Below are 17,609 nucleotides of genomic sequence, written 5' to 3'. Positions count from 1 at the left end.
TATTTTTTTTGCAATATCTATTTTTCTAATTTTACAACGTCCCAAAATGTCAATTGTTGAACGATGAACCCAGATTACGCATTAGAAATGCGATAAATCGTGGTTATCCCAATGTTGATGAATAAAAGCTTCTTTTTTTGTCGAGTCCAACCTTTTTCCCGTCATTCTGAGCTTGTCGAAGAATGACCCCAATGCTCATTAGGTTTGTGAATGGTTATACCTCTACAGACTCGGTATGACGGTGGGTATAGGGTTGATTTGAATTACTTATTTTTATCACAGATTACGCATTAGAAATGCGTAAAAGATAAAATGCCCCGTTCACGTCATTGCCTTTAGATTTGCATTGTGTTGCAAAATGAAGCGACTAAACGAAGTGAATAATCTCCCCAACATCCCTCGACAATAAACGATAAACAAAAACTAATTCTTAATCAAAATAGGTTTCGATATAATATTTTTTTCAGAAATCATAGTAAAATAATAAATCCCGGCAGCTACGGGAATATTTGTAGTTATGTTTTGCATCGGTTCACTTAGAATCATACTATTGGAAAATAAGGTTTGACCAATGGAGTTAGTAAGTAAGAATTTATAGTTATTATTAGGAATTCCTTGAATAAGAAAAGATAATTGTCCGTTGCTTATAATAGGTTGAAAATCTTCGTTGTAGTTTTCTGATGAGCAAGTGGCTTGTACTATTTGCGAATACTTGCTTTCTCCATTGTTGTCTATTTGTAGTAAGCGGTAATAGGTGTTAGGATAGTAGGGATTTATATCGTTAAAAGAATACGTAATCATACTGTTGCTATTTCCTTGTCCTTCAATAAAGCCAATGATTTCCCATTCTTGTGCATCGGGACTTTTTTGAATTTCAAAACCTTTGTTGTTGGTTTCGCTGAACGTTTGCCATGTCAACGTATTTTTGTTGCCGTCGCAATTAGCTATGAGAGAAATAAGTTCAACGGGGAGTGGCTTACTTGTACTTCCAAGTGTAATAAGAATATAATTGAGCGATATGGCATCGTTGGTGGTTGTACTATTAACATAGTCGCTACCAGTAGTAACCGTAGTAGATCTTGGTTGCCAATAAATAGGGTTGCCTGCACCATATTGAACTTTTTGGAACATTTGTAAATCAGATTCAATATGTCCATTTAATTCGTAATTATTAACTCCTCCCCAATAGTAAAAATTGTTTACCGTTATAGGTGTATAGGCTCCCGAACCTGGTTGTATTCGATACCATCTAAAAATGCTATAATTGCTGGTGAATGTACCTGTACCTTGTTGTGCATTGCAACCTCTAACAATTCGTGTATCGTTGCCTAAGGCAATGGTGGGTGTAAAGTTAAGTCCTAAGCCAGCAACATTACTACTGGGGTTATTGCGTATAGCTTTGATGGTTCCTATGCCGCTACCTTCGCCGCCATCACTCATTTCATCGCTATTGGTACCTCTAATACGTGCGTTTTCATTTTCACCAGATACGTTTCCAGTATAATCTAAATCACAAATATAATTTGTTACATCAAAATTGCCCGTTTGTAAATATAAAGTACCAAAAATTCGAACATCGGTTAACATGATGATATGATCGAAACCACTCGTTTTTAACGTATATACATTTGAAAAAGTGGTTGTATTGGTGCCTTTAATATATTGATTACCACCCCCTGAAAATTTTACATTGCTACCATTAGCACAAGTTACAGTGCCATTATTTGTCCATTTGGCATTATCAGAAAGTATGAGATTAGAATTAGATGTTAAATAAAAATTAGAGGCATTGATGATAAGACCTTGAGAAAAAGACTTGTATGAAATGATTATTAATATAATCAAAAAACGTAACATTATTACATTATTTATTTTTTTTAACATATAATTTAGAAACAATATCTTCTTTTTTGGACTTTGTTTTACTTTTTCTAATCGTTACCTCAGGTTCTTTAATCGGCAATAATATTCCAAAACGTTCATCTTCATTTCCTTTTCGTTTAGCAATTACACGATAAGAAAATGAAGCATTACTATCATTTCCATCATTTTGAATAACTTTAAATTTATCAAATTCTTTTTCAACATAAACACCACCTGAACATTTCCCTTCAAGTTGAATAAAAATATGCATAGGATGTTTTTCATTTATTGTTACTGCTTCAAGAAATAAAGTATCTAGATAAATAATTGCTACACCATTGTTTAATTGACCAAAACCGATATCTTCATACCAAACTTCTGGACTTTCAGTACAATAAAGTAATCTTGTTGTACCATCGCTCGCTTTAAATAAACTACTTTTGGTTCCAGTTGCAGTTAATCTTCCCCTGCAATAAATACCGTATCTATTAGCAACATTATCTATTCCACAATTAGCATATACTGTAGCTTGAATATTAGTAGTTCTCGATGCATTACTATATGCATAAACTGCAATTGCGCTGCTACTATTAGTATTTGACACATCATTTCTGAAATAGCTTCCCAAACCTGTAGCTGTGTTATTGACTCCTTCTATACCTGCTCCACCTGTTAAAGTATAATATGATAAATAATTACCACCAAGGCCAATTATAGCGATTCCATTTGAATGTTTATTTATTGAAAATAAACCCGCACCCCTACTTTGTGAAGTAGAAGTATATATCCCATTACCATTATTAGTACTTGAAGCAGCAGAATTTGAAAAATAACCTGCATCGCCACTTGGGTTATTCGTTGCCCCATAAATACCAGCAGCATTTTCATCAGCTGTCGTATTATCTAAAAAACCAAGAATAGCAGAACCAGAACTATTCGTTGTGTAACCATAAATACCATTAGCGTTAATACTTGCAATTGTGCTGTTGTTATATCCAAAAATAGCACTAGCATTATTTTGATTTGTATAAGCATTCAAAGCAAAAGGATATGTTGCATTTCCTACAATTCCAACAAAATCTGATGGATCAACAGCCGTTGTTTGTCCAAAAACATATTGATTCCCAGAATTAAAATAACTTAGACCGCCACCTCTAATAATTGTACTATAAGTGCCATAAGTTGTACCATAAAGACCTATTCTACCATAACCTGGAGCCCCACCTTCTGAACCCATAAATATAGTAGGATTTGTTGAGCCGTAACCTCCTATTTGTAAGGCATCTGTTGCGGCCGTACCATAGCCAATTCTAACGGCACCACTACTAAAAACTCTAATCCTCTCATTATTATTCGTTTTAAAAATAAAATCTTGTGCATCGGTCGTACCAATAAAATTGGTTGTAGGGTTTGTACCACTATTACCTGTAAGTTGCCAAGCTAATGAATTCATGGAACCGAAAGAGCCAGAACCTAAAAGAACATCGGTAGCCGTTCCACTAAAATTAGTAATAGATAAGTCACCACTACTGTTTGTTCTGAGAATGGCTCCTGATGCTCCAGAGGAGTAACCTGCAAAACGAACGGTGCCTGTTGTATGCAGTTGTGTTGCGGGTGCTGAAGTACCGATACCAACATTACCTGTATTCGTAATTCTCATTCGTTCTGTGGCATTGGTTCCAAAAATAAGTGCATTGTTTTGTCTATTCAAAATTGAATAATCGTTGCTTGACACAGAAAAAGTTAATCCTGTATTAGCGGCGCTGCTACGGCTCAATTGTAATAAATTTCCATCTGAAGTCCAATAAATATGCAATGGACTTTGTGGAGTTGTAAAAGTACCATCATTGCTAATACCAATGTTCTGGGCGTTTAACCATAAAAAACTAATAACTAATAATGATGTAATATAAAAATGTTTCATATTCTTTTTTTTAATTAAACGTAAAATTACCTAAAGGGTTGCCTGTATATTTTATTTTTTGACAAAGGTAATTTTTTTTATGATAAAAGTCAATATTTAAGTTAGAAAAAAATAGTTTAATGGTGTATAAATTTGTCCTACATGCTTTTATTAATTTATGTAATTTTTTTTTGATTTTTAGAATTCTTTGAATGTAAGACTTATGTGTCTGTTTTTCAAAGGATTTTTTTTAATTAAGTAAATTTACTCTTGGTTAAGAATAATTAATTAAATTTTACGATTGTTTGTGTCATTATCTTTTAACTGTTAATATGAAACTATTGCAAAACTCTTTTTTGTCATTACTATTTTGTTCACATAATTGATAAGATATTGAAAATAAGATTGATATTTTAATTGCAATAACAATACTGTTGTTTTAATTTGTTTTTGCAAAGGTCTTAATATATGAATATCATATATTTATATACAAAGCAATTAGCTATTTGTTAATAAAAAATGATTTAGTCTTGCAAGTAACTAAAAAATGTTGTACTTTTGTGTCGGGCAAGTCTTATACGACCAGCTCCCTCTGAACTCCCCCAGGTCTGGAAAGAAGCAAGGGTAGGAGGTTGTAGCGGTGCGATATAAGTAGCTTGCCCTCTTTTTTTTATTAGTTGATGCAATAATTTCATAAAAGTTTAGTTATTTTGCATAAGTTTTTTTTACATGAAGCTATTTTGTGTTTATATATCAATTTTACTTTTTTTGTTGATATCGTCTTGTTCGACTAAAAAGAACACTTTTGTTTCTCGTACGTATCATAATTTGACTTCGCATTACAATGCTTATTTTAATGGTAATGAATCTTATAAACAAGCCATAAAACGCATTAATGCCAATCCGAGTGACGATTATTCGCTAATTTTGAATGTAATGGCCATACTCAATGACGAAGCTGTGAAACAGGCTTCTGCCGATATGGAACGAGCAAAAGATAAAGCAGCTATTGTTATAAAAAAGCATTCAATAACAGTTAGGCCAAAGGCAAAATCGAACATGACGCCTCGACAAAAAGCTTTTCGTAATCGTACCGAATTTTGCGAATGGGTTGACGATAGTTGGTTATTGCATGGCAAAGCAAATTTTGTAAATCATGACTGGTATGCTGCAGAAGAAGATTTTGAATATATAATAAAAGAATATACATGGAGTTCGATAAAATACGAAGCAAGTATTTGGTTAGCATTAACGTATATACAACTTACAAAATACGAAGATGCTAAGGCATTACTCGATAGAGTAGATGGTGATAAAGATTTTCCTAAAAAGTACCGAAAATTTTTAAATCAAACATATGCTCAGCTCTTTATAAAACAACAAAATTTTACTCAAGCTATATCTAAATTAACCACAGCCATAAAATTCACCCGTAAGCGACAGGAAAAGGCTCGAAGTTTTTACATTTTAGCACAATTATATCAATATAATAAACAATTGTCTAAAGCAACAGAAAATTATACCCAAGCGATAAAATATAGCAATCGCTATGAAATGACTTTTAATGCTCAAATAAATAGGGCAACATGTTTCGAGGGTGGTAATGCCGATATGATTCGTAAGGAATTGTTTAAAATGCTTAAAGATGATAAAAATTTAGATTATTCAGATCAGATATACTATGCAATTGCCAATTTATATTACAAAGAAAACAATACTTCCGAAGCGCTCATGTACTATAAAAAAAGCATCGAGAATACAAAAAGCAACAATCATCAAAAAGCTATTTCGTATATGTCGGTTGGTGATATATACTTAAATATGAAAGATTATGTTAAGGCTCAGGCGTATTTTGACTCCTCGTTAACATTAATGGATAATAACTATCCTGAATATAAACGTGTAAAAAGTTTGGCTAATAATTTAAATACATTGGCTGATAATTTAATTATTATTCAAACCGAAGATAGTTTACAAAGATTAGCTAAAATGTCAGAAAAAGATCGGAATAAAATAATTGACGACATAATACAGCGATTGATAGACGAAGAAAAACGTAAACAAGAAGAAGAACAAAAGCAGGCTAATAATATGCTGTTTATGAACCAGCAAAGTTTAAATCCTTTGGCAAATCAAACCTCTGGTGGCAAATGGTATTTTTACAATCCTTCGACACTAGCTATGGGGATGGCCGAATTTAAACGTAAATGGGGGAATCGTAAGCTCGAAGACGATTGGCGTCGTAAAAATAAAGCAGTAGTATTAACCGCCAATGCTGAAGATACAACTCAAACTCAGAGTGGTAATCAGCAAGTTGCTTTAAATCCTAAGCAAAGGGAATATTATTTAGTAAATTTACCCCTTACTGACTCATTAATGCAAGCGTCGAACAAAAAATTAGAAGATGCATATTTTAAATCGGGTGAAGCTGCTATGAATCAACTCAATGACTATGATTTAGCAATTAAACAATTTACAACGCTAATCGAACGTTTTCCAAATACTTCATATAAATTATTAACATATTACGATTTATATAGATTACATAATATTTTGCAACAAACTTCTCAGGTAGAAAGTTATAAAAATAAAATAATTAATGAATTTCCTGATAGTAAGTTTGCTCAAATGCTTTCAAATCCTAATTATTTGAAAGACGAAGAAGAAAAAACAATGAAGATAAAGACATTGTACGAAGAGGCTTTCGATTCATTCAAAGACAACGATTTTAAAACGGTATTTCATCATTACAGAACAGCTGATTCACTATATAAAGATACCCCCATATTTTTAAAATTTAAGTTGCTCAAAGCTATGACTGATGGTAAACTTGGTAAAATTAATGATTATAAAAATCAATTATCGGAAATCATTGAAAAATATCCGGGTACTTCGGAAAAACAACATGCGGAGTTTTTATTAGCTTCGCTCAATAATTTTGACCCTAATTATTTAGCTTCCTTAAGTCAGAATAATATAAAACAACAAAGTATAAATAAAAACAATTCAAATACTGTACAAAATACTCCTAACAACAATCAAACAGAGGAAAATAAAGAAGAGGCAGAAGATACATTTTACAGTTATGACGAAAATGCAAATTATCAGTTTATAATTTTGTTAGATAAAAATGCAGATATAAATCGATTAAAATATAATTTATTTGGTTATAACATAGATTATTTTAGCATGTTTGATTTTCAGATTCTAAATGGAATATGGAACGACAAGTATTACTATATCAAGGTATTTCCCTATAAAAATTTTAAAGAAGCGGTTAAATATTACAAGCATGTTAGTAAGAATCAGGATATTGTATTTAAAAACATTCATGAAAAACATTATCAATATTTTGTAATCTCTGACGATAATTATACAAAGCTTCAATCTACTGGCGAAATAGAGCGTTATCAAAAGTTTTTTAAACGCAAGTTTTTAAAGAAAAAGCAGCAATAATGAGCACTAGCTTTAATATTTTATGGGTGGACGATGAAATTGATTTGTTGACACCTTATTTTCATTTTCTCAAAAGCAAGGGTTATGAGTTACATTCATGCTCAAACGGGACCGACGCATTAGATTTAATAAAGCAATCAAGCTACGATTTAGTAATTTTAGATGAAAATATGCCCGGTTTAAGTGGCTTACAAGTACTCGATGAGGTAAAAAAGATAAAGCCACACTTACCGGTTATTATGGTTACCAAGAGCGAAGAAGAAGATATAATGAATAGTGCCATTGGTGCTAACATTACTGATTATTTAATAAAACCCGTTAATCCGAATCAATTATTGCTTGCTATAAAAAAAGTTTCTGAAAAGGTAAAGTTAATTAGCGAAAAATCGCTTCAACAATATCAAAGCGAATTTAATCATCTGACACAACAAATAATGTATGCTCAAAATTTGGAAGATTGGAAAAAAATATATAAAAATATATTATTTTTTGAACAACAGTTGGAATTGACCCATAACGAAAGCATGCTCAATGTATTGCAATCTCAAAAGATAGAAGCTAATCATACTTTTTGTAAATACATAAAAAATAATTATTTACAATGGTTTTCAGATACTCGCCAATCGTTACCTCTTATTTCGTCAAACTTATTGTCAAAGAAATATTTTCCTTTGCTCAATCAATACGAAAAAGTAGCTCTTATTCTTATTGATAACTTACGTTACGATCATTGGGAAGCAATATCAAAATTGTTATATAATAATTTTATAATTGAAACTGATTTATATACGGCCATTTTACCAACAACTACATCGTATGCTCGAAATTCACTGTTTGCAGGTTTAATGCCTTCTGAAATTGAAAAGATTTTTCCAGATATTTGGAAAAATGACGACGATGAAGGTTTAAAAAATATGTACGAAGAAGAGCTATTGAAAAGACAATGTGCACGTTTGGGGATAAAAAAAAGCTTCTTTTTCAATAAAATTATCACCAATCATGATGGTAGTCATTTTCTTACTCAGTTGCCTAATTTACTTCAAAAATTTAATCAAGGAGTTATAATTTATAATTTTATTGATATACTTTCGCACTCTCAAACCGAATCGCGTACCATGCGTGAACTTGCCAACACCGATGAAGCTTATCGGAGTATTGTTTATTCATGGTTTGAGCACAGCCCCCTTTTCGAGATTTTTATGAAATTGGCAGAAGAAAAATATATTCTCTTTGTTACAACCGACCATGGTTCTATTCGGGTTGAGAATCCTGTAAAAGTAATAGGAGAGCGTAATCTTAATACCAATTTACGTTATAAACAAGGTAGAAATATGAACTATAATGCTAAAGAAGTATTTGAGATTAAAGAACCTTCTAAAGCCTACCTTCCGAAAGCGATGGTTACTGCATCGTATATATTTGCTCTAAATAATGATTTTTTCGCTTACCCCAATAATTTTAACCAATACGTTGGTCTTTATCGCGATACTTTTCAGCATGGTGGGGTCAGCTTAGATGAAATGTTAATTCCATATGCTATCTTGAAACCCAAAATATGATTCGAATAGAATATACCGATATAAATAAAATATCGGAAGTCTCAACAAAAATAATAAAACTCGCAAATCATTTTCGTATATGGGCTTTTTATGGCGAAATGGGTGTAGGTAAGACTACACTTATAGCCGAATTGGCAAAGCAATTGGGATCTAGTACATTAGCGAGTAGCCCTACATTTGCTATTGTTAACGAATATCCATTACCTAATGACGAAAAAATATATCATTTCGATTTTTATCGTTTATCCAATTTGCATGAGTTGATAGAGATTGGTTTCGAAGATTATCTTACATCAGGAAATTATTGTTTTATGGAGTGGCCAGAAATTGCCGAGCCCATATTAAATCAATATTCATTTTTAAAAATTTTTATAGAACAAAATGAAAAAGGAAACCGATATATTAGTATAAACGTATAAAGCTTCAAAAAAAAATAACATGACGCCCAAAAAAACAACCATTAAATCAGATACTTTAAGAGTAACCGAATTATTAACGCAAGAAGAAAAATTAGCATTTAAACACCCCTCTAAACGATTTGTAATAGGTATTCCAGCAGAAGAAAGCAACGAAGAGAATCGTATTGCCCTTACACCTTTAACGGTCGATTTGCTCATAAATAATGGTCATGAGGTGCTAATACAATCGAATGCCGGTAAGGCAGCTAATTTTTTCGACCATCAATTTAGCGATGCTGGAGCTATTATTGTAAAAAATAAAGAGGAAATTTTTGCTCAATCGGATGTGCTAGTAAAAGTTTCACCCCTTACTGATGCCGAAATTGGCTTGATGCACGAAGGACAAATATTATTATCGATTCTTCATGTTCATACAAAAAATAGAGATTACATTCAACGTTTAATACAAAAACGAGTTACTTGTATTGCTTTTGAATATCTAAAAGACGAAAACGATTGTTACCCAATTGTTCGCAGTATGAGCGAAATTGCTGGTAATACGTCGATTTTGATTGCCGCCGAATATTTAAGTAATGCTCATCATGGCAAGGGCGAGATGTTGGGAGGTATTACGGGGGTCAATCCTTCGGAAGTTGTGATACTTGGCGCTGGAACGGCAGGCGAATATGCTGCCCGTACGGCACTTGGATTAGGTGCTATTGTTAAAATTTTCGACACTTCTGCTTATAAGCTTAAGCGATTACAGAATAATATTGGTCAACGAATTTATACATCGGTTATTCATCCGGTTGTTTTAGCTAATGCTCTTAAAACAGCCGATGTTCTGATTGGAGCTTTGCGTGTTTTGGAGCAAGGACCTCGCTTTTACGTTACAGAGGAAATGATTAAACTGATGAAAAAGGGTAGTGTGGTTATTGACATTAGCATTGATCAGGGAGGTTGCATCGAAACGTCTCGATTAACTACTCATGCAAGTCCGGTTTTTGAAAAATTTGGAGTTGTTCACTATGGGGTGCCCAATATTGCTTCTCGAGTTTCGAGAACTGCTTCATATGCTTTAAGTAATATTCTGGCACCATTAATCCTTGATTTGGGATATGCTGGCTCTATCAATAACCTAATTAAACAAAATAAGGGTTATAGAAACGGGGTGTATGTTTTTAATGGTATTTTAACCAATCCATATATTGGCGAAATATTCGATTTACAATATAAACCTATAGACCTGCTTTTAGCTGCATTTTAAATTGATTTAAGTATAATACCATACCCGCTAATTTTTTAGCTTAACGGGTATGGTAAGTTTTTTAGAATTTTATCGAAAAACCTGCTGTTACATGAAAAGGAGCCTGTGGATAATATCCTATCATATATTCCTTTTTATTGCCCGAATAATAAGTATATGCCCAACCATTGCTGATATAAACCTTATTATTTAAGAAATTATTGGCAGTTAGTTGAAATTTACATTCTTTTGCCCATTTGGTATTAAAGTTATATTCTACGGTAAAGTTGTTAACTAAATAAGAATCGAGCATCGTTTCAGGATTTTGAGTATTATCTAAATATTGTTTATCGACGAATTTAGTTTGAAGCATCAATTTTAGACCATGAACAGGAATGTATATAAATTGATTAGAAAAAATATTGTTGGGCGAATAAGAAATATCGGTGTTTTTTAAAATGGTATCTCTTTGACCCCATGTATCCCAGTCGTCAAAATAAGCTACAAATTCTTTTATTTTGTTTTGACTGGTGGTGAAATTGAAATTCCAAAGAAGTTTTTTCGTGATGTTCATACCAAATTCAAGCTCTATACCTCTGCGATAACTATTTTCAACATTGGTCATAATAGGACTACCTACATTATTGATAGCTCCTGTTAAAACTAATTGGTCGCGATAATTCATATAGAATAAGTTAATACCGACAAAAATATTTTCGTTTTTAAATTGATATGCAAGTTCGTAGTCGAATAATTTTTCGGGTTTGGGAACTTTTCCAGAATCAGCATCGGTAAAATTAGAGCGTTCGGGTTCGCGATGTGCTACTGCAAAAGTTGCAAAAATAGTTTGTTGGTTGCTAATGTTATAGTTAAACCCGCATTTAGGATTGAAAAATAGGTATTGTTTCGATTGTGTAATGTCTCTTAAATCGTCGTCTATACCACCAATAGCATAATCAATGGCTCTAAATTGTATGTCACCATAAACAGAAAGGTTGGCTAATAAGTGATAATTAACTTTTGCGTAGATATTGTAATCTTTTTTATCGCCGGTTCCGTTGTACCAACGATATTTTTTACTTGTGCTTTGAGCCATTGTATCGGGTACTATTTTAGCCCAGATAATATCACCAAAATGTTTGCCTTCGTAACGATTAGCACCTAAGCCAAGAGTAGCAAAAAGACTTTTTTTGTGGTAGTTAAATGAACTTACAATACCATAAAAATCGTTGTCAAGCCATTTTTGGTCAACAAAATCGCTTCTTGTTATGGTATCGTTTCCTATGATAATAGGGTTTAAACCAAAGCTCGAGTATTTTTTGCTTTCTCTATAACTTTCGTAATAACCTTTACCTTTGGTATAGTGAAAAGCTGTATGGGTATTCCAGTGTTCAGAAAACTCGTGCGTAATGTGCAATTGGTAGTGGCTTTGCCAATAGTTATCGGTTTGATTATCGTACGTGTATGGATTGAATGTAGGGTTTGTTTCTATAGAATCGCTAGGAACTCCGTACCATGCTTGATAGGTTTTTTCGTATCCTGAGAAATTAATAAATTTTATCATGGTTGATTTTGCATAATATCCGGCGGCGAAGTAATACGATTTTAAATCGCTTGATGCACGGTCAATAAAACCATCGGAATGTATTTTTGAAAGTCGTAAATCTACATTGAAATGATTATTGATAAGACCGGTGCTTGTATTAAGCATTAAACGCGAAGTATTAAAACTGCCGTAGTTTATGTCAAATGCGGCAAAGGGATCTTTATTTAGGGTAAGTGTTTGCATATTGATAGACGCCCCAAAGGCACCAGCTCCATTGGTTGAGCTGCCAACTCCTCTTTGAATTTGGATGTTGTCGGTAGAGGCGGCTATGTCGGGTAAATCGACCCACCAAACACCATGCGATTCGGCATCGTTAAGGGGAATGTCGTTTACGGTAACATTGATGCGGCGTACATCGCTTCCGCGAATCGAAATTCCTGTGTAGCCAACCCCTATACCTGCATCGGATGTGGTTACCACTGATGGAGTCATGCTTAACAGATAAGGGATGTCTTTTACCGGATTATTTTGCTGTATGGCTTCTTTACTTAATGAGCTTTGACTAGCACTCATGGTTTTGTCGCTTCGAGTAGCTTGTACAATGATTTCATCAGCTATGTATGCTGCTTTTTTTAAAGTGACATTTAAATTGGTAATGTCTGCATTTACTTCAATTTTTTGTTGAACGGTTTCATAGCCAATAAAACTAATTTTTAAATTGTAGCTCCCTTTTTTTACGTTTTTAAGCAAAAAATCACCATTTACATCGGTGTAAGTACCAATAAAAGTGTTTTCGAGCATTACATTTGCTAAACTTAGCGGTTGATTGTTTTCGTCAACGACTTTACCGCTGATTGAAAATTGACAAAAAGCATAAACATGCAGAAACACAGCTGCAAATAAAAAACTAAACTTTTTCATAAAAACTTTTTTTAGTTAGACAATTTTTTACAATTGTCAATGGGAGTCTTCGTTCCCGGCTCGGCATTACCCGTCCCGGTCCAAAGGGTATGATCTCAGCCCGTTGTATTAAGGCACCCCATTGATGTATGTCGCAAAAGTAATAGTTTTTTTTAAAAAAAATGATGAGTAAAATATTTTTTGTAAATTGCACTGTTTTTTAAGCGTTTCAACAATGATGAATAAAACTTTAATTTTAATTCTACATATTTTATTACTGGCTTCTTTGGTTCAAGCACAAGTGAATGCAAGTTTTACTGCTAGCCCTACACAAGGGTGTGCACCTATGACCATATCTTTTATTAATAATTCGACAGGTACAGGGACATTAACCTATCAATGGAATTTTGGAAATGGTAATTCGTCTAATTTACAAAATCCTACCGCTAATTATGTAAATCCTGGCACTTATACGGTTACGCTTATTGTTTCGAATGGAACCCAGTCTGATACTATGGTTCGTACAAATTATATTCATATTTTTCAAAACCCTTCTGCTAGTTTTACATTAAATCCAGCAATGGGGTGCGTTCCTCTGAATGTAAATTTTACCAATACTTCTCAACCTGGTGATACTGTAATTACAAGCTTTGTATGGGATTTTGGCGATGGAGGAAATTCCAATCAGCAAAATCCTAATCATCAATATACACAGCCGGGAGGCTACGGGGTTTCTCTTCAAATTACCGATGGACATGGCTGTCATTCTACATATACACAACAGGGGGCTGTAATTGTATCGTCTATTCCTCAGGTTGCTTTTACGGCTGATTTTACATCGAACTGTACGGCTCCATTTACTGTAAATTTTAACAATCAAAGTACGGGTATGGGCTCCCTTACCTATTTATGGAATTTTGGCGATGGCACTACTTCTACTGCTCAAAATCCTTCACATACTTATACGCAAACAGGAACTTATTCGGTGTCGTTAGAAGTAACCAATCAATATGGTTGTTCAAACGATACTACTTACACTAATTATATCAATATTAGTAGTGTAAATGCTGCTTTTCATACGAATTTGGGCGATACGGTTTGTGTAAATCAGATTGTTCAGTTTATAAACGATGCTGGTACAACTGCATTGTGGTCGTTTGGTGATGGTGGAACCAGTACTTTGTCAAATCCAAGCCACACTTATACAACATCGGGCTCTTATACTGTGATGATGATAGCGGCTCCCGGTACTCCATGTCAGGATACTGCTTATCGCACTATTTATGTGCGCTCTGCTCCCAATGCACAATTTAATTTTACTCCAACTTTTTCGTGTGGTAATCCTATTACGTTTAATCCTGTAAATACTAATGGAACTTCGTATCAATGGAATTTTGGTGATAATTCTAATGGAACAGGACTAAATCCAAGTCATTCTTATCAAGATAATGGAACCTATTATGTTAGCCTTATTATGACCGATAATCATGGTTGTCAAGGTGCATATCAAAACCCTACTCCCGTTATTGTTGAAAAGCCAGTAGCCGATTTTGAGGCTACTCCTAAGGAGGGATGCAAGCCGTTGCCGGTATCTTTTACCGATGGTAGTTCGTGTAATACTAATTATACGCATTTTACATCGTGGTTGTGGGATTTTGGAGATGGACAAACCTCAAACTTGCAAAACCCCAATCACACTTTTGCCGACACGGGTGTTTTCAATGTTACTTTAACTGTTACTACCGATTTAGGTTGTACGGCAACAACTAATATGCAAATACAAGTGGGTGAACATCAACATCCCCAAGTTTCTTATACCTATACGGGTGGATGTGCTAACGATACGGTTCATTTTATAAGCCTTTCGACAGACTCAAATTACATTGATTCATATAGTTGGCAATTTATGAACGATAGCAATTTAGTGGTAGGCAATAGTAATGAACAACATCCCGATATAACATTTCAAGGGAATGGTTATATTTCGTTAACTTATATGTTAAACCATAATGGATGTTATGATACACTTATTCTTGATTCCATTTTTGTGCTGAATGGTCCTTATACCGGAACAATAGATACTATTATGGTTGGATGTCAAAATCCTTATTTGATTGGAGCAATTATGCCTTTTATAAAACAAGCCAACCGTTGGTATTGGGATATGGATGGCGATGGGGTTTACGACGATTCTACCAAATTTGCAACTCCCGTTTATTCGTTGGGTGATACCGTTTGGTTTACCTATCCGGCACGTGGCAATTACGATATACATTTTATTGCTTACAACGATAGTTCAGGGTGTTTTTGGGAAGAAAATTTTTCACTCAAAATAAAAGATATTAAAGCCAATTTGCAAATTACAAGCCCAACATGTCCTAATCATGTTTATATGAATACAGAAAACACACAAGATTTTGATCAAATTACCTTTGTATATGGAGACGGTGCAGCGCATACGATGAGTTATACCGATTTTTTGGTAGATAGTTTAATTCAGCATCAATATGTTTTTCATAATTATCCTAATCATTCTGATACCATAACTGCTTATTTGATAGTATCCAATAATATTGGATGTGTGGATAGCGACTCGGTTACCATTAGAGTATTTTATCCACAACCTGGTTTTACAGGCAATCCATTACATTTTTGTGTTCCTTATAATGTATTATTAACCGATACAAGCCATGCCGATACAACGTTGGTTGCTTGGCAATGGACTTTAAATCCGGGTAATTTAACATCAACGGCTCAAAATCCTACCTTTTCTATATCAAATCCTGGGTATTATTCGGTAGATTTAACTGTTGTAGATGCTTTAGGTTGTTACGCTAATAAAGCAACTAATGCATATTTGCAAGCGGATCTTATACAAGCAAACTTTTCGAGTCTCGACAATACACTTTGTTTAGGTGATACCATTCATTTTATCTCGAACATTCCAAATATTACGCAATATGCGTGGGATTATGGCGATGGAAGTGGCTTAGAAATAGCTGTTAATCCAAATCATTTATATAACGATACGGGTAGGTATACTGTTACATTATATGTCGAAAATAGCCTACCTGGCTGTAAAGATACTGTTGTTGTGCAGAACTATGTTCAAGTTCAAGATATGAATGTGCAGTTTAGTGTATTAGATGCCGATACAAATTGTTATCCCTTTCCAATAACCATATTTAATAATACCGATACTATCTTTAATCCTACATGGCTTTGGAATTTTGGTGATGGTGGAGTGGCTTTTCAGCAAACACCTTTTCATAATTATACGCAGCCTGGAAATTATTGGTTGAGTTTCGAAGCTACTACAAGTTTTGGATGTAAAGACAAAGATTCATTGCTAATTACGGTAGGTGGTCCTTATACTGAAATCACCATGAGTGATACAATTATTTGTAAAGGTGCAACAGTTAACTTCAATGTAACACAAAATCAAAATATTTTAATTTATAATTGGGATTTTGGCGATGGTGCTACATCTAACGGAATTCCTACAAGCCATACCTATAACTATTATCCTTCAAACGGTTATTTTGTGCCTTCGTTAATTTATTGTAGCGATGCTACATGTTGTCAATCGGCCTTTGATACCTTGCATGTTCATCAGGTATTTGCCGATTTTTCTTATGTGCAAGACAATGGAAGTTCCGATAGTGTTGCTTGTGGTCATGCTACCTTGAGCTTTACAAACAGTAGTTCTGGAGCCGACTCTTATGTTTGGACATTTGGCGATGGCTCCAGCGATAATGCACAACAACCAAGTTCACACTATTATTTTAATACTGGGCAAACACAACAGACTTATTACATAAATTTAGTAGTTACAAGTCAAATAGGCTGTGTAGATAGTATTAAAAAACCTTTTATTTTATATCCATTGCCTACAATCCAATTAGGAAACGATGTTGCAGTTTGTCATGGAAGCAGCGTTCAGTTATCGGCTTCGGGAGGAAATTCTATAATTTGGCAACCTGTTCAGGGCCTCGATAATCCTTCTTCTTATTTTCCCAATGCCTCACCAGACAGTACAACAATATATACGGCTACTGTTTATGATACTTATGGCTGTAGCAACACGCAATCGTTATCGGTATTTGTTCAACAACAGCCAAGCCTTGATAATAGTTCCGATACAACTATCATTATTGGCGAACAGGTGAATTTATGGGCAAATTCTGATCAAAATACAGTTTCGTATCAATGGTCACCTGCAACAGGATTGTCGTGTACCACCTGTGCTAACCCAATTGCTCAACCTTTGCAAAATACAACCTATACGGTGCTTATAACCGATTCTATGCATTGTTTCCAAATTACCGGTACCGTTTACATCGAAGTGAAAGAAGAGTATAGCATTGACGTACCTACTGCTTTCACACCCAATGGCGATGGCAACAACGATGTGGTTTATGTGCGTGGTTGGGGTATTAAACAATTGCAAGAATTTAAAATATTTAACCGCTGGGGACAATGTGTTTTTGAAACCGATGATTTGCATCAAGGATGGGATGGGACATTTAAAGGAATGAAACAAGACATGGATACCTATGCTTATACGGTTAAAGCCATAACTTATGGTAATAAAACATTGACTAAGAACGGTTTAATAAATTTACTCCGTTGATAGTTTTTAAAAACTTGTTTTTAAACATATATTTTTCGCTATCATATTTCAATTTGTTGATAAACAGCAATATATCTGTTGTCTTTTATCAGTTTTAAAAAATTG

General features: G+C 33.9%; 8 protein-coding genes and 1 other RNA gene. 6 read left to right on the top strand and 3 right to left on the bottom strand.

Going from position 1 to position 17,609, the window contains the following annotated elements; genetic code table 11:
• Positions 1-423: 423 nt before the first annotated feature.
• Complete coding sequence (locus HPY79_03790) at positions 424-1,857, bottom strand: hypothetical protein (GenBank protein NSW44930.1); 1,434 nt, start codon at positions 1,855-1,857, stop codon at positions 424-426.
• A 7-nt stretch (positions 1,858-1,864) separates the two neighbouring features.
• On the bottom strand, positions 1,865-3,787 hold the full coding sequence (locus HPY79_03785; GenBank protein NSW44929.1) for a hypothetical protein: 1,923 nt from the start codon (positions 3,785-3,787) through the stop codon (positions 1,865-1,867).
• A gap of 544 nt (positions 3,788-4,331) precedes the next feature.
• On the opposite strand from HPY79_03785, the gene ffs reads away from it, so the two are divergent.
• The 5 genes from ffs (at position 4,332) to HPY79_03760 (ending at position 10,446) form a co-directional block, all read left to right on the top strand.
• An RNA gene (ffs, locus tag HPY79_03780) (signal recognition particle sRNA small type) lies at positions 4,332-4,431 on the top strand.
• Between the two features lie 64 nt (positions 4,432-4,495).
• Positions 4,496-7,222: a tetratricopeptide repeat protein gene (locus HPY79_03775; GenBank protein NSW44928.1), complete on the top strand. Its 2,727-nt coding sequence runs from the start codon at positions 4,496-4,498 to the stop codon at positions 7,220-7,222.
• Entirely contained in the window at positions 7,222-8,781 is a 1,560-nt protein-coding gene (locus HPY79_03770) for a response regulator (GenBank protein ID NSW44927.1), read from the top strand. The genes HPY79_03775 and HPY79_03770 overlap by 1 nt, the downstream gene beginning before the upstream one ends.
• Positions 8,781-9,200, top strand: coding sequence for a tRNA (adenosine(37)-N6)-threonylcarbamoyltransferase complex ATPase subunit type 1 TsaE (gene tsaE, locus HPY79_03765; protein ID NSW44926.1), 420 nt, complete (start codon positions 8,781-8,783; stop codon positions 9,198-9,200). Before HPY79_03770 ends, tsaE begins: the two co-directional genes overlap by 1 nt.
• Before the next feature lie 19 nt (positions 9,201-9,219).
• Positions 9,220-10,446 carry an alanine dehydrogenase gene (locus HPY79_03760; GenBank protein NSW44925.1) on the top strand — a complete coding sequence of 409 codons (1,227 nt, stop codon included), beginning with the start codon at positions 9,220-9,222 and terminating at the stop codon, positions 10,444-10,446.
• A 61-nt stretch (positions 10,447-10,507) separates the two neighbouring features.
• Here HPY79_03760 and HPY79_03755 read toward each other — a convergent pair whose 3' ends face one another.
• Positions 10,508-12,892 (bottom strand): TonB-dependent receptor, encoded by a 2,385-nt coding sequence (locus HPY79_03755; protein ID NSW44924.1) that lies wholly within the window; start codon positions 12,890-12,892, stop codon positions 10,508-10,510.
• Between the two features lie 217 nt (positions 12,893-13,109).
• Here HPY79_03755 and HPY79_03750 point away from each other — a divergent pair, with 217 nt between their 5' ends.
• Complete coding sequence (locus HPY79_03750; GenBank protein ID NSW44923.1) at positions 13,110-17,504, top strand: PKD domain-containing protein; 4,395 nt, start codon at positions 13,110-13,112, stop codon at positions 17,502-17,504.
• Positions 17,505-17,609: the final 105 nt, after the last annotated feature.

This window comes from Bacteroidales bacterium (assembly GCA_013314715.1).
GTDB lineage: Bacteria > Bacteroidota > Bacteroidia > Bacteroidales > GWA2-32-17 > Ch61.
The sequence above is the reverse complement of the archived record's forward strand: the minus strand, read 5'-3'. Positions and strand labels throughout refer to the sequence as shown.

Coding starts and splice junctions, on each gene's coding strand:
- HPY79_03790 (NSW44930.1), bottom strand. CDS start 1,857: ATGTTACGTTTTTTGATTATATTAATAATCATTTCATACAAGTCTTTT.
- HPY79_03785 (NSW44929.1), bottom strand. CDS start 3,787: ATGAAACATTTTTATATTACATCATTATTAGTTATTAGTTTTTTATGG.
- HPY79_03775 (NSW44928.1), top strand. CDS start 4,496: ATGAAGCTATTTTGTGTTTATATATCAATTTTACTTTTTTTGTTGATA.
- HPY79_03770 (NSW44927.1), top strand. CDS start 7,222: ATGAGCACTAGCTTTAATATTTTATGGGTGGACGATGAAATTGATTTG.
- HPY79_03760 (NSW44925.1), top strand. CDS start 9,220: ATGACGCCCAAAAAAACAACCATTAAATCAGATACTTTAAGAGTAACC.
- HPY79_03755 (NSW44924.1), bottom strand. CDS start 12,892: ATGAAAAAGTTTAGTTTTTTATTTGCAGCTGTGTTTCTGCATGTTTAT.
- HPY79_03750 (NSW44923.1), top strand. CDS start 13,110: ATGAATAAAACTTTAATTTTAATTCTACATATTTTATTACTGGCTTCT.